This is a genomic window from Microbacterium foliorum, from assembly GCF_003367705.1.
In the GTDB taxonomy this organism is placed as follows: Bacteria; Actinomycetota; Actinomycetes; order Actinomycetales; family Microbacteriaceae; genus Microbacterium; species Microbacterium foliorum.
In genome coordinates, this window is record NZ_CP031425.1 from 655,520 (window position 1) to 680,428 (window position 24,909).

The following is a 24,909-nucleotide window of genomic DNA, read 5'->3' on the forward strand; positions in this document are numbered from 1 at the left end:
CCTGAAGGATCGTCTACGCCGCACAGCAACCACAAAGGAGTGAAAATGCACCAGATCAAGATCCACCGGGGGGCGCGCACACGCGTTCTCTCGCTCAGCGCCTTCGTCGGCATCTCCGCACTCGCGCTCGCCGGATGCTCGTCCGGCGCAGCATCCGAGGGCGGTGGTGACAAGACGCTGACCGTGCAGGTCCAGTCGGTCCAGCAGCCCGCCTTCGAGTACGCGGCCAAGATCTTCGAGAAGGAGAACCCCGGAGTGACCGTCGAGTTCCAGACGGTGACCGAGCAGCAGAAGAGCACCACCAACACGCAGATCATGGCGTCGTCGAATGCTCCGGACATCGGTCTCGTGCCGGTCAACGCACAGCCCTACTTCGACCTGGTCAAGGCAGACGCGCTCGAGCCCCTCGACGACCTGTGGGCGGATGCGGACCTCGAGTCTCGCTACGGCGACACGATCGCGGGGGCCCTCAAGTGGAACGACACTCCGTACCTCGTCCTGTTCGACACCACGTACTACAACGTCGTTTTCTACAACAAGGATGCGTTCGCGGAGGCCGGAATCACCGCACCCGTCAATCACCAGATCGCGTCGAACGACGAACTGTACGACATCGTTTCGAAGCTCGACACGTCGGGGTATGACGGTCTCGCCGTCGGAGGGGCGGCCGGATATCAGCTCGCCTGGCTCCAGGATGCGCAGCTGCAGGCGAACGCGCCGGATGCCCTGAAGGACTACCTCGTCTCGTGGCAGCCGGGAGCGGAGCCCAAAGAGAAGTACGACGACCCTGCGTTCACGGATTCGCTCCAACAGATCGCGGAGTGGAACGACAACAACGTCTTCCAGGAGGGAATGGCCGGCGCCGCGGGCGACCAGGCGCAGGCGGCCTTCGCTGCCGGTGATGCCGCGATGCTCCTCGGCGGCGTGTGGATTCCGTCCGTTCTCGGCGATGTCGACTTCGAGTACGATTGGCTGCTGCTCCCCGGAGCGGGAGACGAGCCGACACTCCCGTCGCTGTACGCAGGTGACACGCTGGCGGTCCCGAAGACGTCGAAGAACATCGACCTCGCCAAGAAGTTCCTGGCCGTGTACTCGTCCGACGACGTCCAGAAGTTCGCCGCAGAGAACGTCGGGTCTCTTCCCGCCGTCAACACCGTCGCTGCATCGGACGTTCCCGGTCTCGGCCCGGTGGTGCAGAGCGTCGTCGAGTTCACGAACACCGTCGGATTCGGACTCGGCTGGACCGGCAGCCTCCCGGGAGCGATCGGTCAATCGTTCCTCGATCCGCACATCCAGCAGCTCGTCAGCGGACAGACCACTGCTGAGCAGATCGGTCAGGCGGAGCAGGACGCGTTCGATGCTTGGAAGTCTCAGAACAAGTAGCGCACGACGGTGTGCCGTTCGCCATGGCGGGCGGCACACCATCCTGTTCTGCGAGAAAGGCGCATGGTGAGTTCACTCGAAACCGTGACAGTAGTCCTCCCCGATGAATCGGGGCCCTCCCGACGAGCGGCACGATCAGCGACAGGACGGGGGACGCCCCGCGAAGTCTGGTGGATGCTCGCCCCGGGGCTGATCATCCTCGCGGTGTTCTTCGGGCTCCCGATCATCGATCTGATTCGAACGTCTTTCACGCAGTGGCCCGGTGTCGGTGAACCCCGGTACATCGGGATCGACAACTACGTCGCGGCGTTCACCAGTTCCGCGGTGCGTGACGCTCTGTTCCGCTCCGTCCTCCTCGGCGTCGGCGCGGCGCTGGTCCTCTGCGCCATCGCCACCGTCCTTGCGGCGCTCGTGTCGGGTGGCATCCGAGGAAAGGCCTTCTACCGGGTCGTGTGGTTTCTGCCGGCGATCGCGCCGCCGTCTGCCGTCGCCGTGTTCTGGGCGCTGTCCGTCCAGCCTCGGTCGGGTGCCGTGAACGCCTTCCTCGGCGCCATCGGTCTCGGCGATACGCATGCATGGCTCGCGGATCCCTCCACGGTGATGTACGTCGTCATCGCCGTCGCGGTCTGGGCGGGCGTCGGATTCGCGTTCCTCGTGATTCTCGGGGCGATGGAGGAGGTGCCGGTCTCGGTGTACGAGGCGGCATCGATCGACGGTGCATCCCGGATCCGGCAGTTCTTCTCGATCACGCTCCCGCTCGTGCGCCCGGTTCTCTCCATGATCGTTCTTCTCGAGGTGATCTGGGCGTTCAACGGATTCACCCTGGTGTGGGGAATGACTCAAGGCGGGCCCGGAAGCGCCTCGACGATCCTGCCCGTGCAGGTCTACAAGGATGCGTTCCTCTTCGCCAACTTCGGCCTCGCCGCCGCCGTCAGCGTGATCGGCGGGCTTCTTCTTCTCGTCGTCGGCCTCGTCGGCCAAGCCCTCGGATCCCGGAAAGGGGTCGACGAATGACCCGCAAGACTCGCGTTCGCGCCGGCACAGTCGTCGGCCACACCGCTGCAATCCTCTGGAGTGCTCTCGCGATCATCCCGTTCGCGCTCATCGTTCTCCTGGCGTTCAAGTCGAACACGGACATCTACACCGATCCCCTGGGGCTCTTCGACGTCGACTGGTATCCGCAGAACTTCGTCGACGCGTGGAACGGAGCCCCCGGCGGTCAGGGTTTCGCCGTCTACCTGATCAACTCGGCGATCGTCACGATCGTGGCGATCACGGGCTGCTTGCTCATCGGGGCGTTCACCGCCTACTTCGCGACGCTCGCATCGACGCGGGTGCGGTCGATGATCGTCCGACTGTTCCTGGTGGCGACGACGTTGCCGCTGATCATGCTGCTGATCCCGTACTACTCGGCGTTCAACGCTCTCGATCTGCTGGGATCCCCCTGGGCGCTGGGAGTGCTGTACATCGCGCTGTGCCTCCCCACCTGCGTGCTGATCCTGCACAGCTTCTACCTCGGGTTCCCCGCGGAGCTCGCGGAGGCTGCGGCGATCGACGGCCTCGGGCGATTCCAGGTCTTCGCGAAGATCGTGCTTCCCCTCTCGAAGGGTCCGATCGTCGCGGTGGGAATGATCAACGCGTTCTTCGTATGGGGTGAGACCCAGCTGGCGATCGTGCTCCTGCAGGCCCCCGACAGCCGCACCATCCCGGTCGGTCTGCTCGACTTCAAGGGGCAGTTCGCGAGCAACACCGGAGCCATCTTCGCAGGCCTCACACTCGCGACGATCCCGCTGATCATCGTGTACCTCGTGTTCAATCGGAGCATCACCAAGGGTGTCGCCCTCGGTGGCGTGTTCCGCTAGTCGGAGAGGTAGACCATGCTCCACGGTCATGTCGCCCCAGGCTTCTCCGCGGTCGGTGCCGCCTTCGAGCGCGGGCACTCAGGCGATCCCGGCGGCGCCCAACTGTGCATCTATCACGAAGGGCGAGTCGTGGTCGATCTGTGGACGGGCACCGACCCGAACACGGGCGACGCGATCGACGGAGACTCCCTGTTCGTGCTGTGGTCCACCACCAAAGGGATGGTCGCGATCCTCGCAGCGCTGCTCATCGAACGCGGACAGCTCGACCCCGAGCAACGGGTGTCGAGCGTCTGGCCGGAATTCGGCGTCGGCGGCAAGGGCCAGACGACCGTGGCGCACGTCCTCAGCCATGCAGCGGGTCTGCCCTTCTTCCCCTCCGGGGCGGGGATTCAGAGTCGCGACCTGCCGAACTGGGCGCTGTGCACAGAGACGCTGGCCGCCGCCGAACCGCTCTGGGCGCCGGGGACCGCATCGTGGTATCACCCCTTCACGTTCGGGTATCTCAACGGTGAGGTGATTCGTCGCGTCGCGGGCAAGTCAGTGAGCGACCTCTTCGACGAGTACGTCGCCACCCCGCTGGGAGTCGACTTCTGGATCGGCGGGCTCCCGACCTCTCGCGAGCCCGACGTGACGCATCGCAATGAGATGCACCCTGCCGCCAGCCCGGCCGACCTGTGGTCGCAACACGGAGTGGATCTCTCCGACCCGGTCGTCCAGGAGCTCCTCAGGGAGGTGCAGTCGATCCCCGACATGGTCGAGTTCCTCAACAGCGCCGAGGGGCACCGGATGGAGTTCGGCGGCGCCGGCGGAATCGCGAGCGCCCGATCGGTGGCAAAGGTCTACGCCGCCGCCATCGGGGAGATCGATTCCGTGCAGCTGCTCTCACCCACGACGCTCGACCTCGTCACCGAGCCTCGCACCCTGGGGCTCGGTCCGGTCCCACAACTGGCCGGCGTGCCCGATCAGCAGCTCGCCGAGTTCGGGCTGGGATTCTGGTTGGGGTCGCAATTCCCGTCGGGAAGATTCGCGACGGGGGGAACATTCGGGCACCCCGGCGCGGGCGGGAACATCGCGTTCGCGCATCCTGCGTCGACCACGGCGGTCGCCTACACGTGCACCGGGATGTGGTCAGACGGCTCCCGGCCGGACCCTCGTATGGGGTGGTCCGAGCCGCTCGCCGACCTGGCCGGTGCCTGAGTCCCACGCCCCGCGGAGACCCGCGGAGACCGGCTCACACACGAGTCGTCTCGAAATGGCAGTGGGTTCGATGATCGCACGCGCATCGAGCATCGATCCGGCTCGTGAGGTCGTGATTCCGGCAAGTGGGATCGGCGTCTCGGCGTTGCAGGGCGTAGCGGGGGAGAGGCGCCACTGCCGGAGAAAAGCGGAAACCCCCGCCATGTAGAAGCTAGGCGAGGGTTCCTAAGGTGACTGTAATGATCACCCTGTGGCTCCGACGGGCGTCGATCCCGTGACCTCACGATTTTCAGTCGTGCGCTCTACCAACTGAGCTACAGAGCCGTGCGACCGGCGAACCTGCCGCACCTAGACGAAAGGCCCTTCTCGAAGAAAAGAGCCCATCGCTTAGAGCGACCCTGACGGGACTTGAACCCGCGACCTCCGCCGTGACAGGGCGGCACGCTAACCAACTGCGCTACAGGGCCATACTTGTTTTCAATTGTATCGGAAGGAGTGACCCCAACGGGATTCGAACCCGTGCTACCGCCGTGAAAGGGCGGCGTCCTAGGCCGCTAAACGATGGGGCCGAAGTCTGTCCCGGGGGACTTCCTTGCCGACGCTCAAGCATAAGGGAAGATTCGAGCAAAACGCGAATCGAGGGCGAGCCTGCTGTCCCCCGGGCGTGTTCGGGAGGAACATGGGGTCATCGCTGTGCCCGCTGATGTCGCCCGCCACCTGTTGCGGATGTGACTGATGTTGTTAGTGTGGCATCTGTGAAACCGGCGGAAGGGGCCGTGTGAACGACAAGCACTCTCCGACGGATGCTGCTGCGGCGGCATCCGACGACTGCGGCTGCGCGCCCACGCCCGCAGAGAGCCGCGCTTTCTGGAAGGACGGCGCGGTCAGCCGCCGCGGTGCCCTGACTCTCGGCGCGCTCAGCGTCGTCGCGCTCAGCGCATTCGGCGTCACCTCCGGTGTGAACGCCGCCTACGCCGCGTCGTACCCCAGCTGGGACGACGTGCAGAACGCCATGAACAACCAGTCCTCGAAGGCCGCGGAGGTGACGCGCATCGAGGGGCTCATCCAGTCGCTCACGCAGCGGGTCGCCGACGCGCAGGCCAAGGCCATCCTCGCGGGCGAGGAGTACAACACCGCCCAGCTGGCGTACTTCGACTCGATCGCCGTCGCCGAGGAGCTGCAGTCGCAGGCCGACGCTCAGGCCGTCATCGCCGACGACGCCACCAAGAAGGCTGCACAGCTCGCCGCCCAGCTGTACCGCAACGGCGGCGACGACACGGCGCTCGAGCTCTTCTTCGCCGGGTCCGCCGACAACGCCGACGAGCTGCTCTCGCGCCTCGGCACGATGGACAAGGTCTACCAGTACAACCAGACGGTGCACGACAATGCGGTCGCCGCGCGCAACTCCGCGCAGTCGCTGACCGATCAGGCCAACGTCGCCCGCACCGAGCGCGACCGTCTGCAGAAGATCGCCGAGCAGAAGATGATCGAGGCGCAGGCCGCAGCGGATGCCGCGCAGGCCGCACTCGACGAGCAGTCGGCCAACCTCGCCACGATGCAGGCGCAGCTCGCCGCTCTGAAGGACGCGACGGCCACCACCGTGGCCGGCTACCAGGAGGGCGTGCGCGTCGCCGAGGAGGAGCGCAAGCGCCGCGAGGCCGAAGAGGCCGCCAAGGCCGCAGCGGGCAACGACAACGGTGCTGGCGGCGGGGGCGGCGGTGGCGGAGGTGGCTCCGCAGGAACCGGCGGTTGGGTCCGCCCGCACGGTGGTCACCGCAGCGCCGGATACGGCCCGCGTCCCAAGCCCTGCGCCGCGTGCTCGGGCTGGCACTACGGCGTCGACCTCGCGAACGGGTGCGGGGCCGCGATCTACGCCGCGCAGTCCGGCACCGTCGACTACGCCGGCCCCCGCGGCAACTACGGCAACTACGTCCGCATCCAGCACGGCGGGGGAGTCTCGTCGGGCTACGCGCACATCAGGGACGGCGGCTTCGCCGTCCGCAACGGCGACTGGGTGAACTCCGGCCAGGTCATCGCCTACGCGGGCAACACCGGAGCATCCGTCGGCTGCCACCTGCACTTCGAGGTCTACCTCAACGGCGCGTACACGAACCCGATCTCGTTCCTCGCGGATCGCGGCATCTCGGTCTGATCCGCACCGCCCACGCAGAAGACCCCCGGCCGCTGAGCGGAACCGGGGGTCTTCTGCATGCTGCTCGGGTCAGTGACCCTGCTCGCCGAAACGGACGATCGCCTCGTCGAGGATGCGCTCGGCCTCGGCCTTGTCGCCCCAGGCGTCGACCTTGACCCACTTGTTGGGCTCGAGGTCCTTGTAGTGCTCGAAGAAGTGCGCGATCTCCTTCTTCGTGTACTCGGCGATGTCGTCGATGTCCTGGATGTGGGCCCAGCGCGGGTCCTTCGACAGCACGGCGACCAGCTTGTCGTCGCCGCCGGCCTCGTCGCTCATCTTGAGAACCGCGACGGGGCGGACCTCGACGACGACGCCGGGGTAGATGGCGTGGTCGAGCAGCACGAGCACGTCGAGCGGATCGCCGTCCTCGCCGAGCGTGTTGTCGAAGTAGCCGTAGTCGGCCGGGTACCCGAAGGTCGTGTAGAGCACGCGGTCGAGGTGGACTCGCCCGGTCTCGTGGTCGACCTCGTACTTCACGCGGCTGCCGCGCGGGATCTCGATGACGGCGTCGTGTGCGCCCATGCGTGTGCTCCTCAGGAAAAGTTCGGTTGGATGCCGCGCAACAGCCTACCCGGGGTGGCCGTCGTCGTCCGGGCGGGGGTGCCCAGCCGTTCAGCCTCTCCGGCGCGTGATGCGGCCGAGCAGCCGGGAGACGGTGCCGCTGAGCAGCAGTATCAGCAGGCCGGCGTACCCGAACGGCGGTACGAAGATCGAGAGCGCCAGTGCGATCAGGAACAGGATGATCGCGGCGAGATCGCCGATGATCCCCTCGCGCAGGGTCTCGGGGCTCGTCGTGCCGAGCTCGGGATGACGCAGCAGATAGGCGCCACCCGCGAGCGTGGTGATCTGCGTCGCGATCAGGGTGCCGATGTACACCACGGGCTGCAGCATGTCGGTGTCCATCTGCCCGATCATCGCCGTCGGTACCGGCAGCCAGACGATCGTCGCCATCCACGCCACGTTGATCCACAGCAGCGGAGTCGTCGCCCGCTCCACCTCGCGATACTGCCGATGGTGCCCCATCCAGAACGTCGCGATCAGCACGAAGCTCAGACCGAAGCTCAAGAGCTGCCCCGAGTGCTCGGAGAAGAACTCCGCCGTGCTGAGCTTGTCGGACGCGGCCTCCGACACCGCCTCCATCAGAGGCAGGATCAGCAGCGTCATCGCGATCGCCACCACGGCGTCGATGAAGGTCTTGAAGCGCTCGATGGAGAATCGGCCGTCCGTGCGGGATCGCGTTACGTGTTCTGCCACGGCGTCAGGTTAGGGCGATCGGCGTCATCCGCGCGACCGTCGCACGGCGATCCGTCGACGTGATCTACCGTGGAGCTGTGCCCTCGCTCTCACCCGCCATCGCCGAGATCCGCCTCGCCGTGCGCACCGCGCTCGCCGACCTGCACGAGGGCTCGACCGTCGTCGTCGCGCTGTCGGGCGGCGCGGACTCGCTCGCGCTCGCCGCGGCCGCCGCGTTCGAGGGGCCAAAGCTCGGACTGCGGGTGCGCAGTGTCACGGTCGACCACGGGCTGCAGGACGCCTCGGATGCCGTCGCCGCGCGCGCCGCTCACACGGCGACCTCGCTCGGTCTCGACGCTCTCGTCGTCACCGTCGACGTCGGTGCGGACGGCGGCCCCGAAGCCGCCGCGCGGGATGCGCGCTACCGGGTGCTGAAGGACGCCGCCGCGGATGCCGGTGCCGCGGTCGTCCTGCTCGGGCACACGCTCGACGATCAGGCCGAGACCGTGCTGCTCGGCCTTGCCCGGGGGGCCGGCGCCGCGAGCCTGCAGGGCATGGCCCCGGTGCGCGCCGATGACGACGGACTGCGCTGGGTGCGCCCGCTGCTGCGGGTCAGGCGAGAGACGACGCGGGCGTTCTGCGCGGCATCCGACCTGGAGTTCTGGGACGACCCGCACAATCTCGAGGATCGCTTCGCTCGGGTGCGTGTGCGGGAGCGGGTGCTGCCGGTCCTCGAATCCGAACTCGGACCAGGCATCGCCGAGGCTCTCGCCCGCACGGCGGAGCAGCTGCGCGAAGACGCGGAAGCCTTCGACGAGATGATCCACGAGACGATCGAGGACATCGTCGAGCACGCGGAGGCGGGAATCTCGGTCAGCGTCGCGGCGCTCGCCGCGAACCCCGCGGCGCTGCGCAACCGCATCATCCGCCTGGTGGTCGACAGCGAGTTCGGTGTCAGCCTGACCCGGCTGCAGACCCTGGAGGTCGCGCGCCTGGCGACGGACTGGTCGGGTCAGGGACCCATCGACCTGCCCTCGTGCGCGGCGGCCCGCGTCGGCGGACGCATCGTGTTCACCGCGCGCTGAGGTGTTCACCGCGCGCTGAGGTGCAGACCGCGCGCTGAGGTGCAGACCGCGCGGGGTGCGGACGAATCCGCACCCCGCGTCGATCGTGCGGCGCCGACCTACTTCTTGCCGCCGAAGAGCCCGCCCAGCAGGTCGCCGATGCCGCCGCCGCCCGACGACGCGCCGCCGCCGCCGAGCAGACCGCCGATGATCTCGCCGATGCCGCCACCGCCCGATCGCGGCTCGGACGTGCTCGACGGTGCCGTCTTGCTCTTCGTCGCGTTGGCGATGAGCCCCATCACGATGGGGGCGAGGATCGGGAGCAGCGCGCCGAAGTCGATGCCGGCGGTCTCCTTCGACTCGGTGAGCTTCTCCGTCACCTTCTTCTCGTCGGCGCCGAGGATGTGCGAGACGATCTTGCCGCCGTCGGTCTGATCGATGTCGTCGACCGTCGCCGCGCCGCCCCTGCCTTCGTGGCGCTTGAGGGCGTTCTCGATCGCGGCCGAGCCCTCGGCGGTCGAGGCGTTCTTCGCCAGCCCGCCCAGCAGCACGGCGCCGCCCTGCTCGACCGCCGACCTGGCGACGTCCGGCGAGACGCCGAGCTTCGCGGCGATGTCGTCGACCGGCACCTGCCTGAGGATGTCGTCTAGAGCCATGGGTGATTCCTTCCCTCGGTGGACGGATGCCCGTTCCATCGCCAGGGTAATGCGCGCGGCGCACGTGGGGTATGCCGATCGTGCCGGTCTCGCCCGGTTGGGGAAGACCGCCTGCGACGACGTAACATCGATCCATGCGCGCCGCGGAAATCCAGGACGACCTTGCTCAGATCCTCGTCACTGAGGAGGAGATCATCGCGAAGCTCGATGAGCTCGCCATCCAGGTCGCGGCCGACTACGCCGGCAAGGAGATCATCCTGGTCGGCGTGCTCAAAGGAGCGGTCATGGTCATGGCCGACTTCGCTCGTGCCCTCCCCTTCCACGCGCCGATGGACTGGATGGCCGTCTCGAGCTACGGCGCCAGCACCAAGTCGAGCGGTGTCGTGCAGATCCGGAAGGATCTCGACACCGACCTGAACGGCAAGCACGTGCTCATCGTCGAGGACATCATCGACTCCGGCCTCACCCTGAGCTGGCTGCTGGAGAACTTCGAGTCGCGCGGGGCCGAGTCGATCGAAGTGCTCGCACTGCTGCGCAAGCCCGAGGCGGCGAAGGTGGTCATCGACTGCAAGTACGTCGGCTTCGACATCCCCACCGACTTCGTCGTGGGCTACGGACTCGACTACGACGAGCGCTACCGCAACCTGCGTGACGTCGCGGTGCTCGCGCCGCACGTCTACAGCTGAGCCGCGTTTCGTCTCGTCGCAGGCTCCTCGCTCGACGACCGGATCTGAGCGCCGGTACGCCGTGGGTGAACGCACAGCGCCCACCTAGAGCGTGCGCGATACGCTGATCCGACCATGGATGTCAAGAAGCTCACTCGGAATCCGCTGATCTACGTCGCGCTGATCGGGCTGCTGCTGTTCGGCGGCTTCCTGCTGATCTCGAACCTCGGCGCTCCGAAGCAGATCACGACGCAGGAGGGGCTCACGCTCCTCTCCGGCAAGACCGTCACCGAGGTCGTGAACACCGACGGCGATCAGCGCGTCGACATGACCCTCTCCAAGCCGTTCAAGGGCTCCGAGAACGTGCAGTTCTACTACGTCGACGCCCGGGCCGACGAGGTCGTGACGGCGATCACCTCCGCCGACCCCAAGGACGGCTTCGACGACGCCGTGCCGCGCGCGACGTGGTTCGACGGCATCCTCTCGCTCCTCCTCCCGCTCGTGCTGCTCGGCCTGCTGTTCTGGTGGCTGCTCTCGTCGATGCAGGGCGGTGGCAGCAAGGTCATGCAGTTCGGCAAGTCCAAGGCCAAGCTCGTCAGCAAGGAGACCCCCACCGTCACCTTCGCCGACGTCGCCGGTGCCGACGAGGCGATCGAGGAACTCCACGAGATCAAGGAGTTCCTGCAGGATCCGGCCAAGTTCCAGGCGATCGGCGCCCGCATCCCGAAGGGCGTGCTCCTGTACGGCCCTCCCGGAACCGGAAAGACGCTGCTCGCCCGCGCCGTGGCCGGTGAGGCCGGTGCGCCGTTCTACTCGATCTCCGGATCGGACTTCGTCGAGATGTTCGTCGGTGTCGGTGCCTCCCGCGTACGCGACCTGTTCACCCAGGCCAAGGAGAACGCCCCCGCGATCATCTTCATCGACGAGATCGACGCCGTCGGCCGCCACCGCGGCGCCGGCATGGGCGGCGGAAACGACGAGCGCGAGCAGACGCTCAACCAGATGCTCGTCGAGATGGACGGCTTCGACCCGAACGCGAACGTCATCGTGATCGCGGCGACCAACCGCCCCGACATCCTCGACCCCGCGCTGCTGCGCCCAGGACGCTTCGACCGTCAGATCGGCGTCGACGCCCCCGACCTCAAGGGTCGGCAGAGGATCCTCGAGGTGCACGCCAAGGGCAAGCCGCTCGCGAAGAGCGTCGACCTCGAGGTCGTCGCCCGCAAGACCCCCGGCTTCACGGGTGCCGATCTCGCGAACGTCCTCAACGAGGCCGCGCTGCTGACCGCGCGCTCGAACGCGCAGCTCGTCGACAACCGCGCTCTCGACGAGGCCATCGACCGTCTGATCGCCGGACCGCAGCGTCGCACCCGCGTCATGAAGGACCGCGAGAAGCTCATCACGGCCTACCACGAGGGCGGTCACGCGCTCGCCGCGGCGGCGATGAACTACACCGATCCCGTGACCAAGATCACCATCCTGCCCCGAGGCAAGGCCCTCGGATACACGATGGTGCTGCCGCTCGACGACAAGTACTCCGTCACCCGCAACGAGCTGCAGGACCAGCTCACCTATGCGATGGGCGGACGCGTCGCCGAGGAGATCATCTTCCACGACCCGACCACCGGTGCGTCGAACGACATCGAGAAGGCGACGTCGATCGCCCGCAAGATGGTCATCGAGTACGGCATGACGACGCAGGTCGGTCCGGTCAAGCTCGGTTCCGAGGGCGGCGACATGTTCGTCGCGCGGGACATGGGGCGAGGCCGCGAGTACTCCGAGAAGGTCGCCGAGCGGGTCGACGCCGAGGTGCGCGCCCTGATCGAGCAGGCGCACGACGAGGCGTACAAGGTGATCAGCGCGAACCGCGACATCCTCGACCGCCTCGCCCTCGCTCTGCTCGAGGAGGAGACGCTCGACCACAACCAGATCGCCGAGATCTTCACCGAGGTCCGCAAGCTCCCCGAGCGGCCCCTGTGGCTGTCGAGCGAGACACGACCGGTGTCGGACGTTCCTCCGATCGAGGTTCCGAAGAAGGTCGTGCCCGTCGCGGCATCCGTCGAGGCGCCCGCCGCCGCTCCGCGCACGCAGCCCGGATCCGCGGGAGCCGGTCAGGCTCGACCCGCGACGGCCTGAGCCGTGGCTGTCGACCGCGCACGGGTCGAGCGGCTCACGCGTGAGCTGCTCGAAGCGATCGGCGAGGATCCGCACCGCCCGGGGCTGAAGCAGACCCCTGCGCGGATGGGAGAGCTGTACGCGGAGTTCTTCGCGGGCGTCGGCGAGGATGCCGCCGCCCCGCTCGCGCACACCATCAGCGTCGCGCGCGGTCCGGCGCCCGACACCCTGCCCTCGGGAGCCGTGCTGCTGCGCGACATCCGCTTCCGCTCGGTCTGCGAGCACCACCTGCTGCCCTTCGCGGGACGCGCGCACATCGCGTACCTGCCGGGCGAGCAGGTCGTCGGTCTCGGCGCGCTGGTGCGCGTGGTCGAGACCCTCGCGGCCCGGCCGCAGGTTCAGGAGCGTCTCGGCGAGCAGATCGCCGACACGATCGCCGAGAACCTCGACACCCGCGGCGTGCTGGTCGTGCTCGACGCGAGCCACGGCTGCGTCACGATGCGCGGCGGGCGCCAGCCGGAGGCCTCGACCCTGACGATCGCCGCACGCGGCGAGTACACGGATGCGGTCGCTCGCACGGAGCTCATCGCGCTGATCGGCGCATCGACCGGGTCGGCGCACGCATGACCGGCATCTGGGGCATCGTCAACGTCACCCCCGACTCGTTCAGCGACGGCGGGCGCTACTTCGACGTGGACCGCGCCGTCGCGCACGGGCTGCAGCTGCGGGCCGACGGCGCCACGGTGCTCGACGTCGGTGGCGAGTCGACGCGACCCGGCGCCGAGCGCGTCGGAGCCGAAGAGGAGCAGAGGCGCGTGCTGCCGGTGATCGAGGGGCTGGTCGCCGAGGGCGCACCGGTCAGCATCGACACCCTCGACGCCTCGACCGCCGCGGCCGCGGTGCGAGCGGGTGCGCGGATCGTCAACGACGTGTCGGGCGGTCTCGCGGATCCCGAGATGCTCGCGGCGGTCGCCGAGTCCGGGGCCGACTACGTGATCGGGCACTGGCGCGGTTTCTCCGACGACATGTACGCCAAGGCCGTCTACCGTCGCGCCGCCCGTGAGGTCGCGGGGGAGCTGCAGGAGCGGATGGGCGAGACCGCCGCATCGGGCATCGCCCCGTCGCGGCTCATCGTGGATCCGGGCATCGGCTTCGCGAAGGCGGGAGCGCAGAACTGGGACGTGCTGCGCGGACTCGACGAGATCGTCGCCCTCGGCCCGCGCGTGCTCATCGGCACGTCGCGCAAGAGGTTCCTCGCGGAGACGCTCGCCGCAGACCCCGCCGGGGTCTCGGAGGCCCGCCGCGACCTCGCGACCGCGGTGACCAGTGCGCTCGCCGCGCGGGCCGGAGCGTGGGCAGTGCGCGTGCACGACGTGAGCGCCACACGGGATGCGCTCGCCGTCGTGCGCGCCTGGGAAGGATAGGACCATGGATCCCCTCGACGAGATCGTCCTGACAGGACTCACCGTCTTCGGCAGGCACGGCGTCTACGACCACGAGCGCGAGGACGGCCAGGAATTCAGGGTCGATCTGCGCCTGACGATGTCGTTGCGCGCGGCCGCGGCATCCGATGATGTGGTCGACACGGTGCACTACGGCGAACTGGCCGAGAAAGTGGCCGCCGTGGTCGCCGGCGAGCCGGTCAACCTGATCGAGACGCTCGCCGAGCGCATCGCCCACGTCACTCTCGCGGATTCCCGCGTGCAGTTCGTCACCGTCACGGTGCACAAGCCGCACGCTCCGATCGCACTCACCTTCAGCGACGTCGCGGTCACCGTGCGCCGTGCGCAGCCCACCGGGAAGGACGCGCGATGAGCCGCAACCTGGCGAACCCGCCCCGCCTTCCCGGCCCCCGCCCCGGACGTGCAGCGGCTGTGGCCGTCGTCGCCTTCGGTGCGAACCTCGGCGACCGCGAGGCGACGATCCGCGCGGCGGCCGACCGCATCGCACGACTGCCTCTGGTCAGCGACGTACGCCTGTCGCCGCTGTTCGAGACCGTGGCGCTGCGGGTGGACGGGCCGGACCCCGAGGCGCCCGCCTATGTCAATGCGGTCGCGCTTGTCACGACGCGTCTGGCTCCGAGCATCCTGCTCGGGATGCTGCACGCCGTCGAGGACGAGCACGGCCGAGAGCGGCACGAGCGTTGGGGGGACCGCACGCTCGACCTCGACCTGATCGCCTACGGCGACGAGAGCTCGGATGACGACCGACTGCAGCTGCCGCATCCGCGCGCCGCCGAGAGGCTCTTCGTGCTGGAGCCCTGGCTCGCTCTCGACCCGGACGCCGAGCTGCCGGGCCGCGGCAGGGTCGCGGACCTCGTCACGAGCCTGCGCACCGCGGAGCAGCGATGAAGCGCACCTCGGTCGGACTGCTCGTCGTCCTCGCGCTGCTCTCCGGGGCCGCGGGGTACGTGCTCGACCACGTGCTCACGGCCATGGGGCGCACCACCTTCACGCCGTCGCTCCTGCTGCCCCTGCTGCTCCTGCTCATCGGCGCGGCGTCGTTGGGGGTCGCATGGCCGGTGCGCAGGAGCGTGCGCAGCGGTGTCCGCATCGATCCGTTCCAGGCCACCCGCGCCGTCACCCTCGCTCGTGCGTCGAGCCTGCTCGGAGCGATCATGGCCGGATTCGGAGCCGGGCTGCTGGTGTTCCTGCTGTCCCGGCCGATCGATCCCCCGGTAGGGTCGACTGTGGCGATGCTGGCGCTGATCGGAAGTGCGGTCGTGCTCGCGGTCGCCGCGCTCATCGCCGAACAGTTCTGCACACTTCCGAAGGATCCTGATGACTCAGAACCCAGAGATCGAGCCGGGGATCCCGGCCCCGCTGAACTCGGCGGAGGTCACTGACCTCGCAGCCCTCGACCAGGGGACCTACTCGTCGCTGCGCACCGCGCGCAGTGAGGCCCGCCTGGAGCTCGACGGCAGCTGGCACCAGATCTCGCCCCGCTACGTGGTGTCACAGATCGTGCAGAACCTCATCTTCCTGGCCTTCGTGCTCGCCGCCGCGGTCGTCCTGGCGCTCGTGCTCGACCAGAGCTGGGTCTGGATCCCCGCCGCCGTGGTGGTGGCGATCGAGATCATCACTCTCGTGATCCTCCCGCGTCAAGCGAAGGCCATCGGCTACATGCTGCGCGACGACGACATCGTCTTCCGCAAGGGCATCCTCTGGCAGCGCATGATCGCCGTCCCCTACGGGCGCATGCAGCTCGTCGACATCACCCAGGGTCCGCTCGACCGTGCGTTCGGCGTCTCCCAGCTCAAGATGGTGACCGCCGCCGCGACGACCGGCGTGCAGATCCCCGGGCTGACGCAGGCAGCGTCCGAGGCGCTGCGCGACACCCTCATCGAGGTCGCCGAGACCCGCCGGACGGGCCTGTGAGCGAGCAGCAGCCTCCCGCCATCCCGGCGGCCCCCGCCCCGGCGGCGGAGACGCGGCGCCCGGACACGGGCGCGACCCTCGCCGACGGCGAGTGGCACCGGATGCATCCGCTCACCCCCCTGTTCAAGGGCGGGCTGGCGCTGATCATCGTCGCGGGCATCGCGTTCGCCAACCTGCGTGACCGACTGATCGCCTGGTTCGTCGATCTCTTCACTCCCGAAGAGGCGCATTATGACTACACCGGGGGCGACCCCGTCGATTGGGTGCTGGCGAACAACCTTCTGCTGGTGGTGCTGGTCGGAGTGTTCGCCCTGGCGGTCGTCCTCGTCGGCATCTTCTGGTTCGTCTGGCGGTTCCAGCAGTTCCGCATCACCGGCGACCACGTCGAGGTCCGCAAGGGCATCGTGTTCCGTTCGCATCGTCGCGCACCCCTCGACCGCGTGCAGGGGGTCAACCTCACCCGGCCGTTCCCCGCGCGCATCATCGGACTCGCGAAGCTCGAGGTCGTGGGGGCGGGGAACGACTCGAACGTCGAGCTCGAGTACCTCGCGACGGCCCGCGCGGAGTCGGTGCGCACCGACATCCTGCGACTCGCCTCCGGCGCCCGCGCGGCGCGTCAGGGTGCGACGGATGCCGTCACCCGCGGGCGTGCGGCGGACGAGGGCGTCGCCGGTGCGCCGGCCTCCGCCCGCTCGCAGCTCGTCGGCTCGATGAACGAGGGCGTCTCGGGTCTCATCAGCGGGGTCGACCTCACCGACGTCGCACCCGAGAGCGTCGTGAAGATCCCCACGGGCCGCCTCATCGGCTCGCAGCTGATCTCGAGCCTGCTCTGGTTCGTGGTCTTCGGTGTCATCTTCGGCGTGACGGTCGGCGGCATCGCGATCGGCTCGCTGCTCGACGGCGATCCGATCGACGGATTCCTCGGGCTGGGGATCACGCTGGGCATCGCGATCCCCATGATCGTCGCGGTCGTGGGTATCACCTGGGCACAGATCTCGAAGTCGCTGCGGTACTCGATCGCTCCGACGCCCGACGGCGTGCGGATCACGTACGGTCTGCTCACCACGGTCACCGAGACGCTGCCGCCGGGGCGCATCTTCGCCGTCGAGGTCACGCAGTCGCTGCTGTGGCGACCGTTCGGCTGGTGGATGATCAGGATCAACCGGATGAGCGGCAAGAGCGCGGCGCAGCAGTCGTCGGGGTCGGTCCAGCAGTTCAATGTGGTGCTGCCGGTCGGCAAGCGTGCGGACGTGGAACGCGTGCTCGCGCTGATCCTGCCGGAGGCGCCGGTCGCCGACATCCCGCTGGTCTGGGAGCACGGCATCCTCGGACCGGTGGAGGGCGACCCCTACCGCACGATGCCGCGACGTGCGTGGTGGCGTCGGCCGCTGTCGTGGAAACGTCACGGCTTCGCGCTCACCGAATTCGGCCTGCTGCTGCGCCGCGGCATCGTGTGGCGCAAGCTCGCGATCTTCCCGCTCGCCAGGCTGCAGGGAGTCTCGCTGTCGCAGGGGCCCGTCGATCGGGCGCAGCGGGTCTCGGGCGCGCAGGTGCACTCGGTGCAGGGCCTCATCACGGGGTATCTGTCCGGACTCGAGCGGAGCGACGCCCTCTACCTCATCGACGGTGTGAGCGCGGCCGCGGTCTCGGCGGCCGCCCGCGATCACACGCACCGGTGGGGGCAGTACGTGACGGATGCCGACGGTGCGCAGGTTCCGGGGTACCCCGGACAGGCCCCGGATGCGGCGGTCGATGCGCCTCCTGCTCCGCCGGCTGCTCCTGCTCCGCCGACGGCTGCGCCTGTTCCGCCAGCCGGTCCGCCTGCTCCGCCTGCGCCTCCGGTCGGTCCGCCTGCTCCGCCGGCTGGTCCGCCTGCTCCGCCTGCGCCTCCGGTCGGTCCGCCTGCTCCGCCGGCTGGTCCGCCTGCTCCGCCTGCGCCTCCGGTCGGTCCGCCTGCTCCGCCGGCTGGTCCGCCTGCTCCGCCGGCTGGTCCGCCTGCTCCGCCGGTGGCTCCGCCTGCTCCGCCGGTGGCTCCGCCTGCTCCCGACCGTGACTGACCCGTCTCGACGCGACGGCCGGCTCGGGGTCGGGATCATCGGCGCCGGCCGCGTCGGTCCGGTGATCGGTGCGGCGCTGGCCGGAGCGGGCCATGCGATCACCGGCATCACGAGCGGCTCCGATGACGACCGTGCCTCCGCGGTGCTTCCGGACGTCCCCATCCTCGACCCGCTCGAGGTCGTGCGGCGCAGCGAGCTGGTGGTGATCGCGGTTCCGCACGACCAGTTGCCCGACCTCATCGCCGGCATCGCCGAGGTCGGCGGGTGGCAGCTCGGGCAGCTCGTGCTGCACACCGACCCCGCCTACGGCGTGGGCGTGCTGCGTCCCGCCGCGCAGAGCGGCGCGATCCCGCTGGCCGTGCATCCGGCGATCACGTTCACGGGCTCGACGATCGACCTGCGTCAGCTGCAGGCGAGCTATGCGGCGGTCACCGCGCCGGCGGGGGTTCTCCCGATCGCACAGGCTCTCGCCGTGGAGATGGGGTGCGAACCGATCGTGATCGACGAGGCCGACCGCCCCGCCTACGCAGACGTGATCCAGACGGTGACGGAGTTCTCGCGCTCGATCATCGCTCAGGCCACGGGGAGCCTCGGCGAGATCGGGGTCGAGAACCCCGGCGGATACCTGTCGGCGCTGGTGCAGTCGACGGTCGAGCGAGCGCTTCGCGACGCGTCGAGTCCCGAACCGCTGCTCTGAGTCAGCGTCCGCCCGAGAAACCGTCAGCGTCCGCCCGAGAATCCGCCTCCGCCTCCGCCGCCCGAGAACCCGCCGCCGAAGGACCCGCCGCTCGACGAGCTGCCGGTGGTCGGAGCGGAGTACGACGCGGCGGCCTGGGAGGTCGCGGCGAAGCCGATGAGCTGAGCCCGCAGGAACGGTGCGTTCGGATCTCCGATCCAGGAGGCGCCTCGCTGCTCGTAGGCGTACACGTGCTCGAGCACGGAGCCCCATTCGTCTTCCATGCCGAAGAGCATGGCGTAGGGGAGAAGTCGCTCGTACACGTCGATCACGTTCGCGCTGCCGTCCTGCCGCCGCTCGGCGCCGGAATAGGACTGCAGCATCTGCAGTCGATCGGCCTCCGCCACCCGGATGAACTCCTTGACGCCCATCAGGTACTCGTACTGCCGCGCGCCCTCGGCGGTCAGAACGACGTGCTTCGAGAAGCCGTAGAAGCTCGACAGCAGCACGAGCAAGGTCGCGAACGCGATGGCGGTGAAGGCGGGCAGGGCCGTGACACGGCCCGCGATCACACCCCAGAGGCCGAGTCCGAAGCCCGCGAGCACGAGGGCGATCGCGCACCACTGCAGGATCACGGCCGTGCGGCTGCGCGCCTTCGTCGTGAGCCCGCGAGAGACCGCCGCGTCGATGCCGCTTCTGGACAGGGCGGTCATCCGGGCAGCGAACGCCTCGCTGGACGTCGGGAGGTCGGCGACGCCGTCGTCGGCTCCGTCGAACAGCGCGTCGAGGGCCTCGGCGTCCAGCGGATCGGGAGCGCGGCCGTCCAGGCGACGCAGGCGCGGCTGCTCGGACTCGGCGCCCTCTTCGATGCGCAGCGCCCCGCGCACCGCGAGGTGGACGATCTCGGCCGGGATCGCATCCTTCGACCCGGGCACGATGGCGGCCGCCAACAGCGGCGGGAGTGCATCGGGCACGTCGTACTGTGCGATGACGAGCCCGCTCGACGTGCGGCGGGACCTCTTGAACGCGGACACCGCGAACCATCCGCCCACCGAGAGCGCCGCCGCGCCGACAGCTGCGACCGCGGGCACGGTGTCGGTGACCGGGTCGGGCTGACGTGCAGCCGGCTGCACAGCGGTGCCGGCGTCGAAGCCGATGGCGACGGTCACTCCTTCGCCGGCAGCGAGGTCGACCGACTCGACGCTGTACTCGCCAGGCGTCGGCATCGTGAGGTCGCATGTCTCCTTCGATCCGGAGACGCCGATGTAGCAGCGCGAGGATCCTGTCAGACGCTCGGTCATCTGCGGGTCGACGGCGATGTCGGCGCGGAACGCGTCGATGCGCTGCGTGCTGTCGAGGGGCAGCAGATCCCAGTAGAACTCATCGACGCCGGTGTCGGCGGCGAGGACGACATCCCGCATCTCGTACTCGATGACGTACGTGGTGAGGCCCCGGACGTAGTCGTCGTCGCCGGTGAGGACGTACAGCAGGCCGTCGTCCTCCTCGGTCTCGTAGGGGACCTCCGCGCCGGTCTCGTCGGTGACCGAGAGCACTCGCAGGTCGACTCCCGCGTTCTCGTATGTCGTGAGCAGGCCGCGGACGATCCCCTTGTTCTGGTCGGCGTCGGGGAACCGCGCGGTCAGCGACTCGGTGACGTGCATGCGCGCATGTCCGTCCTCATCGAGACCGAGGTCGATCTGCGTGTCCCACGACGCGTACGAGAAGTCGTCGACGTCGACGTCGGCTTCCGCTGCGGGCACAGGGGCGGAAGCGGATGCGGCCGCCGCAGGGAACAGCACTGCGGCAGCGGCGACGATCGTGGCGAGGACGGGGGCGAGTCTGTGGGCTGCCATGCTTCGAGGCTACCCAGACTTCGCCGCAGGAGCAGGGGCGCGACCTCGGTAAACTGGACCCGACTTTCCAAGGAGCCCCGAATGACTGACGCGTCTGCCGCGCCCGAGACGACCACGGTCGTCACCGAAGAAGACGTCCACGAGCAGAAGGCCGTGCGGCTCGCGAAGCGCGAGCGTCTGGTGGCGAACCGCACGGATGCCGGCGGAGGCGCCTTCCCGGTGAGCGTCCCCGTGACGCACCGGATCCCCGCGCTGCGCGCCGAGTACGGCGAGCTCGAGCCCGGTGCGGAGACCGGAGTGATCGCGGGCGTCGCCGGTCGTGTGGTCTTCAGCCGTAACACCGGGAAGCTGTGCTTCGCGACGCTGCAGGCCGGTGACGGCTCGCGCATCCAGGCGATGATCTCGCTGGCCAACGTCGGCGAGCAGTCGCTCGCGGACTGGAAGGAGTACGTCGATCTGGGCGACCACGTCTTCGTGCACGGTGAGGTCATCTCGAGCCGTCGCGGCGAACTGTCGATCATGGCCGACGACTGGGCGATCGCCGCGAAGGCGATCCTGCCCCTGCCGAACGCCTACTCCGAGCTCAGCGAAGAGGGACGGGTGCGCAGCCGCTACCTCGATCTGATCGTCCGCGAGCAGGCCCGCACGACCGTGCGCGCCCGCGCCGCCGTCAACGCGAGTCTGCGCGCGACCTTCGGCGACCACGACTACCTCGAGGTGGAGACGCCCATGCTGCAGGTGCAGCACGGCGGGGCATCCGCACGCCCGTTCGTGACGCACTCGAATGCGTTCGACACCGAGCTCTACCTGCGCATCGCACCGGAGCTCTACCTGAAGCGCGCCGTGGTCGGCGGCATCGAGCGGGTCTACGAGATCAACCGCAACTTCCGCAACGAGGGTGCGGACTCGACCCACAGCCCCGAGTTCGCGATGCTCGAGGCCTACCAGGCCTACGGCGACTACAACCAGATGGCCTCGCTCACCCAGCAGCTGGTGCAGAACGCGGCCGTCGCGGTCGCGGGGTCCACCACCGTCACGTGGGCAGACGGCACCGAGTACGACCTCGGCGGCGAGTGGGACCGCATCTCGATGTACGAGTCGCTGTCGACCACCGCCGGACGCCCGTTCACTCCGGCCGACACCGTCGAGGATCTCGTCGCGTTCGCCGAGGCGAACGGTGTCGATCTGCCCGCGCAGGAGACCCACGGCAAGCTCATCGAAGAGCTGTGGGAGCACTTCGTGAAGGGCGACCTCGTGCGCCCGACGTTCGTCATGGACTTTCCTCTCGACACCTCGCCGCTGGTGCGCGAGCACCGCGCGATCGACGGCGTGGTGGAGAAGTGGGATCTGTACATCCGCGGCTTCGAGCTCGCGACCGGGTACTCGGAACTCGTCGACCCCGTCATCCAGCGCGAGCGCTTCGTCGAGCAGGCGAAGCTGGCCGCACGCGGCGACGTCGAGGCCATGCCCGTCGACGAGGAGTTCCTGCGCGCGCTCGAGCACGGCATGCCGCCGTCCGGGGGTATGGGCATGGGCATCGACCGTCTTCTGATGGCGATCACGGGTCTGGGCATCCGCGAGACGATCCTCTTCCCGCTGGTCAAGTAGTCGAGGTCGCGCCACGGCGGAACGCCCACTCCGGCAGCACGGCGGCGGCGATCATCGTCTCGAGCAGGGCGGCCAGTCCGTACTCGGGATCGATCGCCCGGACCAGACCCAGGTAGTGGGCGGCGTGACTGGCGCGCCCCAGCGCCCACGACAACCAGGCGGCGGCCGTCAGAGGAGCGGGCCTCGATGCCTGCGGTGCCCGCGCCGCCGCGATGCGGACGAGGGAGAGAGCGCGTCGCAGCCGCTCGGGATCGGGTGTCGGGCCCCGGCCCAGGAACACATCGCCGAGGTCGTCGGGCACGCTGGATCGGGCGTCGGCGAAGGACAGCTGGGCCTCGAGGGTGCGCATGCCTCCGACAGCGTCGGTGGCCCACTGCACCAGTGCGACGTCGCGGAACAGCGGACGATCGAGGCACCACAGGAGTGCGGCGATCGCGAAGGGCGGAAGCTCGTCCGGCGTGGTGATCGCGGCCTCGAAGAACGCCGGCACATCGTCGAGCAGGAGGAGCGCCGCGATCGCCTGAGGGTTCTGCGGAGCGGCCGGCTCGTGCACCCGAGCGTGCTCGAGCAGCGCGTCGATGTCGCGCAGCGCCCGGCCGACCCGTTCGGCCTCCGCGAGGTCGACCGGGGGAAGGTCGGCACCCGACCGCTGATCGCCCGAGACATCGCCGAGCCCCGGCACCACGGGAGCCGCACCATCGAGCACCCGCAGCTGCGGATCGTCGTCGAGATAGCTCGACCAGCCTCGCGGCGTGACGCAGAGGGCGTCGACGATGCGCAGCCCGGCGTCCTCGGCCCGCTGGAGCACCTCGTCGACGTCGATCGCGAAGGGCAGGACCAGACCCTCGGGGGTGACGTGCACCTCGTCGACGGTGTAGACGACGAGTGCCACGGCATCCGCTGCGCGCACCCGCGAGACGAGTCCGATGGCGGCATCGGCGTAGTCTTCGGTGCTCACGTCGTCGTGGGGGAGATCGAGGCGCATCGCACCGCTGGTGCGCGAGCCGTGGAAGGGGAGCAGCACGAGACTGTCGGTGGGGGTGAAGCCCGCGAGGGAGGGCACCAGCTGGAGGAACTCGGCGGAGCCGGAGGCACGAAGGAGTGTGGTCATCACGGGAGTCTCGTCGGCACGTCGTGCCCGTGGCGCGATTCCACAGGCCGCACGGCCGGTTCCGCCTCTGGCGTCGAGTGTGGAGGAGTGATCGGTCGCGTACCATGGGGTCATGGAGAACTTCTGGCTCGCCGCCGCATGGTCGATCATCCCGACCATCGGCGTGAGCGTCGTGTTCTTCTTCGTGCTCAGGGGGATTCTGAGATTCGACCGCACCGAGCGCCGCGTGCACGCACGGATCGAGGCGGAGGAGCGCGCCGCGCGCGGTCTGCCTCCGCGCCCCTGAGGGGTGTCCGGACCATCGGCTACTGTGTAGCCAGAGCACCGCTGGTGCCCACTGAGGCGTTTGCCGTCGAGGTGCCGACCCGTCGGGAGGACGAGGCATGACGCCGGAGACCTGGGCATGGTGGATCGCCGCCTTCCTGCTGGCGCTCGACCTGGCGATCCGCATCACGGCGATCATCGTGATCCCGAGGAATCGCCGCCCGACCGCCGCGATGGCCTGGCTGCTCGCCGTCTTCTTCATCCCGTTCGTCGGCGTCTTCCTGTTCCTCCTGATCGGAAACCCGCGTCTGCCGCGTGTGCGCCGCCGCAAGCAGGACCAGATCAATGAGTACATCGCCGACACGAGCGAGCATCTGCACTTCGGAACCCTGCGCCCCGACGCCCCGAGCTGGTTCCCGCCGCTGGTCGAGATGAACCACCGCCTCGGCGCCCTGCCGATCTCGGGAGACAACGGCGCGCACCTGATCTCCGACTACCAGGAATCGCTCGACGCGATGGCCGACGAGATCCGCAAGGCCCAGGACTACGTGCACATCGAGTTCTACATCCTGCAGTCCGACGCCTCGACCGACAACTTCTTCCGCGCGATGGAGGAGGTCGCCGAGCGCGGGGTGCACGTCCGCGTGCTGCTCGATCACTGGGCGAACCGCTGGAAGCCGAAGTACCGGTCGACCATCGCGCGCCTCGACCGGATGGGCGCGCACTGGCACCTGATGCTCCCCGTTCAGCCTCTCAAGGGGCGCATGCAGCGGCCCGACCTGCGCAATCACCGCAAGCTGCTCGTCGTCGACGGCAAGGTCGCCTTCCTCGGATCGCAGAACGTCACCGACTCGACCTACAACCTCCCCAAGAACATCAAGCGCGGTCTGCACTGGGTCGACCTGATGGTCCGCATCGACGGTCCCGTGGTGCTGAGCGTCAACGCGATCTTCCTGAGCGACTGGTACAGCGAGACCGACGAGATCCTGCAGGAGATCGACATCGCCCATGCCGAGACGGGGTCGGGCGACCTCGACTGCCAGGTGGTGCCCTCGGGCCCCGGCTTCGAGGTCGAGAACAATCTGCGCCTCTTCCTCGGGCTGCTGTACGCGGCCAAGGAGAAGATCATGATCGTCAGCCCGTACTTCGTGCCCGATGAGGCGCTGCTGCTGGCCGTGACCGCGGCGGTCGACCGCGGCGTGCAGGTCGAGCTCTTCGTCTCGGAGGAGGGCGATCAGGCGATGGTCTATCACGCCCAGCGCAGCTACTACGAGGTGCTGCTGAAGGCCGGGGTGCGCATCCGGATGTACCCCAAGCCCTACATCCTGCATACGAAGAGTCTGACCATCGACGACCAGGTCGCGGTCATCGGATCGAGCAACATGGACATGCGCTCCTTCGGTCTGAACCTCGAGGTCTCGATGCTGGTGCGGGGCGAGGAGTTCGTCGCCGAGATGCGCGCGGTCGAGGACGGATACCGGTCGCTCAGCCGAGAGCTCACCCTCGACGAATGGATGCAGCAGCCGTTGCGCTCGACGGTGCTCGACAACCTCGCCCGACTCACCTCGGCACTGCAGTAGCGAGACGAGGGAGCCTG

General features: G+C 68.7%; 24 protein-coding genes and 3 tRNA genes. 19 read left to right on the top strand and 8 right to left on the bottom strand.

The features are described 5' to 3' along the window. The first annotated feature begins 45 nt into the window (after window positions 1-45). The 4 genes from DXT68_RS02940 (at window position 46) to DXT68_RS02955 (ending at window position 4,442) form a co-directional block, all read left to right on the top strand. Entirely contained in the window at window positions 46-1,383 is a 1,338-nt protein-coding gene (locus tag DXT68_RS02940) for an ABC transporter substrate-binding protein (RefSeq protein ID WP_045254867.1), read from the top strand. Window positions 1,384-1,557: 174 nt separating this feature from the next. After that, window positions 1,558-2,397 (top strand): carbohydrate ABC transporter permease, encoded by an 840-nt coding sequence (locus DXT68_RS02945; RefSeq protein WP_045254866.1) that lies wholly within the window; start codon window positions 1,558-1,560, stop codon window positions 2,395-2,397. Next, window positions 2,394-3,245: a carbohydrate ABC transporter permease gene (locus DXT68_RS02950; protein WP_045254865.1), complete on the top strand. Its 852-nt coding sequence runs from the start codon at window positions 2,394-2,396 to the stop codon at window positions 3,243-3,245. The genes DXT68_RS02945 and DXT68_RS02950 overlap by 4 nt, the downstream gene beginning before the upstream one ends. 15 nt (window positions 3,246-3,260) lie before the next feature. Further along, a complete protein-coding gene (locus tag DXT68_RS02955) occupies window positions 3,261-4,442 on the top strand; it encodes a serine hydrolase domain-containing protein (protein WP_045254864.1) in 1,182 nt (393 codons plus the stop codon). 251 nt (window positions 4,443-4,693) lie between these two features. On the opposite strand, the gene DXT68_RS02960 is transcribed toward DXT68_RS02955, so the two are convergent. The 3 genes from DXT68_RS02960 to DXT68_RS02970 form a co-directional block, all read right to left on the bottom strand. Then, window positions 4,694-4,766 (bottom strand) — tRNA-Phe (locus tag DXT68_RS02960). A gap of 69 nt (window positions 4,767-4,835) precedes the next feature. Continuing rightward, window positions 4,836-4,909: transfer RNA gene (locus DXT68_RS02965), tRNA-Asp, on the bottom strand. A gap of 29 nt (window positions 4,910-4,938) precedes the next feature. Then, a tRNA-Glu gene (locus DXT68_RS02970) sits at window positions 4,939-5,011 on the bottom strand. Window positions 5,012-5,220: 209 nt separating this feature from the next. Here DXT68_RS02970 and DXT68_RS02975 point away from each other — a divergent pair. After that, window positions 5,221-6,594, top strand: coding sequence for a peptidoglycan DD-metalloendopeptidase family protein (locus DXT68_RS02975; RefSeq protein WP_045254863.1), 1,374 nt, complete (start codon window positions 5,221-5,223; stop codon window positions 6,592-6,594). 69 nt (window positions 6,595-6,663) lie between these two features. On the opposite strand, the gene DXT68_RS02980 is transcribed toward DXT68_RS02975, so the two are convergent. Then, window positions 6,664-7,155, bottom strand: coding sequence for an inorganic diphosphatase (locus tag DXT68_RS02980; RefSeq protein ID WP_045254862.1), 492 nt, complete (start codon window positions 7,153-7,155; stop codon window positions 6,664-6,666). Window positions 7,156-7,245: 90 nt separating this feature from the next. Continuing rightward, window positions 7,246-7,887: a TMEM175 family protein gene (locus DXT68_RS02985; protein WP_045254861.1), complete on the bottom strand. Its 642-nt coding sequence runs from the start codon at window positions 7,885-7,887 to the stop codon at window positions 7,246-7,248. A 77-nt stretch (window positions 7,888-7,964) separates the two neighbouring features. On the opposite strand from DXT68_RS02985, the gene tilS reads away from it, so the two are divergent. Beyond that, a complete protein-coding gene (gene tilS, locus DXT68_RS02990; protein WP_045254860.1) occupies window positions 7,965-8,951 on the top strand; it encodes a tRNA lysidine(34) synthetase TilS in 987 nt (328 codons plus the stop codon). A gap of 98 nt (window positions 8,952-9,049) precedes the next feature. Here the strand turns inward: tilS and DXT68_RS02995 are convergent, their stop codons facing one another. Continuing rightward, window positions 9,050-9,586: a DUF937 domain-containing protein gene (locus DXT68_RS02995; protein ID WP_045254859.1), complete on the bottom strand. Its 537-nt coding sequence runs from the start codon at window positions 9,584-9,586 to the stop codon at window positions 9,050-9,052. 134 nt (window positions 9,587-9,720) lie between these two features. Here DXT68_RS02995 and hpt point away from each other — a divergent pair, with 134 nt between their 5' ends. From hpt to DXT68_RS03045, 10 genes are all read left to right on the top strand, one after another. Beyond that, window positions 9,721-10,272, top strand: coding sequence for a hypoxanthine phosphoribosyltransferase (hpt, locus tag DXT68_RS03000; RefSeq protein WP_045254858.1), 552 nt, complete (start codon window positions 9,721-9,723; stop codon window positions 10,270-10,272). A 114-nt stretch (window positions 10,273-10,386) separates the two neighbouring features. Continuing rightward, window positions 10,387-12,387, top strand: a complete 2,001-nt coding sequence (ftsH, locus tag DXT68_RS03005) for an ATP-dependent zinc metalloprotease FtsH (protein WP_045254857.1) — start codon at window positions 10,387-10,389, stop codon at window positions 12,385-12,387. A 3-nt stretch (window positions 12,388-12,390) separates the two neighbouring features. Then, window positions 12,391-12,993 carry a GTP cyclohydrolase I gene (gene folE / locus DXT68_RS03010; RefSeq protein ID WP_045254856.1) on the top strand — a complete coding sequence of 201 codons (603 nt, stop codon included), beginning with the start codon at window positions 12,391-12,393 and terminating at the stop codon, window positions 12,991-12,993. Beyond that, window positions 12,990-13,790 (top strand): dihydropteroate synthase, encoded by an 801-nt coding sequence (gene folP / locus DXT68_RS03015; protein ID WP_045254855.1) that lies wholly within the window; start codon window positions 12,990-12,992, stop codon window positions 13,788-13,790. Before folE ends, folP begins: the two co-directional genes overlap by 4 nt. A 4-nt stretch (window positions 13,791-13,794) precedes the next feature. Beyond that, window positions 13,795-14,181, top strand: coding sequence for a dihydroneopterin aldolase (folB, locus tag DXT68_RS03020; RefSeq protein ID WP_045254854.1), 387 nt, complete (start codon window positions 13,795-13,797; stop codon window positions 14,179-14,181). Beyond that, the gene (gene folK / locus DXT68_RS03025; protein WP_045254853.1) at window positions 14,178-14,717 is read left to right on the top strand and encodes a 2-amino-4-hydroxy-6-hydroxymethyldihydropteridine diphosphokinase; all 540 of its coding nucleotides are present in this window, start codon (window positions 14,178-14,180) and stop codon (window positions 14,715-14,717) included. Before folB ends, folK begins: the two co-directional genes overlap by 4 nt. After that, a complete protein-coding gene (locus tag DXT68_RS03030) occupies window positions 14,714-15,211 on the top strand; it encodes a DUF3180 domain-containing protein (protein WP_045254852.1) in 498 nt (165 codons plus the stop codon). The genes folK and DXT68_RS03030 overlap by 4 nt, the downstream gene beginning before the upstream one ends. Beyond that, on the top strand, window positions 15,147-15,743 hold the full coding sequence (locus tag DXT68_RS03035) for a PH domain-containing protein (protein ID WP_045254851.1): 597 nt from the start codon (window positions 15,147-15,149) through the stop codon (window positions 15,741-15,743). The genes DXT68_RS03030 and DXT68_RS03035 overlap by 65 nt, the downstream gene beginning before the upstream one ends. Next, complete coding sequence (locus DXT68_RS03040; protein WP_045254850.1) at window positions 15,740-17,800, top strand: PH domain-containing protein; 2,061 nt, start codon at window positions 15,740-15,742, stop codon at window positions 17,798-17,800. Before DXT68_RS03035 ends, DXT68_RS03040 begins: the two co-directional genes overlap by 4 nt. After that, window positions 17,793-18,497 carry a DUF2520 domain-containing protein gene (locus DXT68_RS03045; RefSeq protein WP_052677787.1) on the top strand — a complete coding sequence of 235 codons (705 nt, stop codon included), beginning with the start codon at window positions 17,793-17,795 and terminating at the stop codon, window positions 18,495-18,497. The genes DXT68_RS03040 and DXT68_RS03045 overlap by 8 nt, the downstream gene beginning before the upstream one ends. A gap of 23 nt (window positions 18,498-18,520) precedes the next feature. Here the strand turns inward: DXT68_RS03045 and DXT68_RS03050 are convergent, their stop codons facing one another. Continuing rightward, a complete protein-coding gene (locus DXT68_RS03050; RefSeq protein WP_045254849.1) occupies window positions 18,521-20,329 on the bottom strand; it encodes a DUF2207 domain-containing protein in 1,809 nt (602 codons plus the stop codon). An 81-nt stretch (window positions 20,330-20,410) separates the two neighbouring features. On the opposite strand from DXT68_RS03050, the gene lysS reads away from it, so the two are divergent. Beyond that, window positions 20,411-21,937, top strand: a complete 1,527-nt coding sequence (gene lysS, locus DXT68_RS03055; RefSeq protein WP_045254848.1) for a lysine--tRNA ligase — start codon at window positions 20,411-20,413, stop codon at window positions 21,935-21,937. On the opposite strand, the gene DXT68_RS03060 is transcribed toward lysS, so the two are convergent. After that, a complete protein-coding gene (locus DXT68_RS03060) occupies window positions 21,930-23,048 on the bottom strand; it encodes a DUF4192 family protein (protein ID WP_045254847.1) in 1,119 nt (372 codons plus the stop codon). The genes lysS and DXT68_RS03060 overlap by 8 nt on opposite strands. Before the next feature lie 112 nt (window positions 23,049-23,160). Here DXT68_RS03060 and DXT68_RS17060 point away from each other — a divergent pair, with 112 nt between their 5' ends. Next, entirely contained in the window at window positions 23,161-23,334 is a 174-nt protein-coding gene (locus tag DXT68_RS17060) for a hypothetical protein (RefSeq protein WP_167541603.1), read from the top strand. A 97-nt stretch (window positions 23,335-23,431) separates the two neighbouring features. Further along, complete coding sequence (cls, locus tag DXT68_RS03065) at window positions 23,432-24,892, top strand: cardiolipin synthase (protein WP_045254846.1); 1,461 nt, start codon at window positions 23,432-23,434, stop codon at window positions 24,890-24,892. Window positions 24,893-24,909 lie beyond the last annotated feature (17 nt).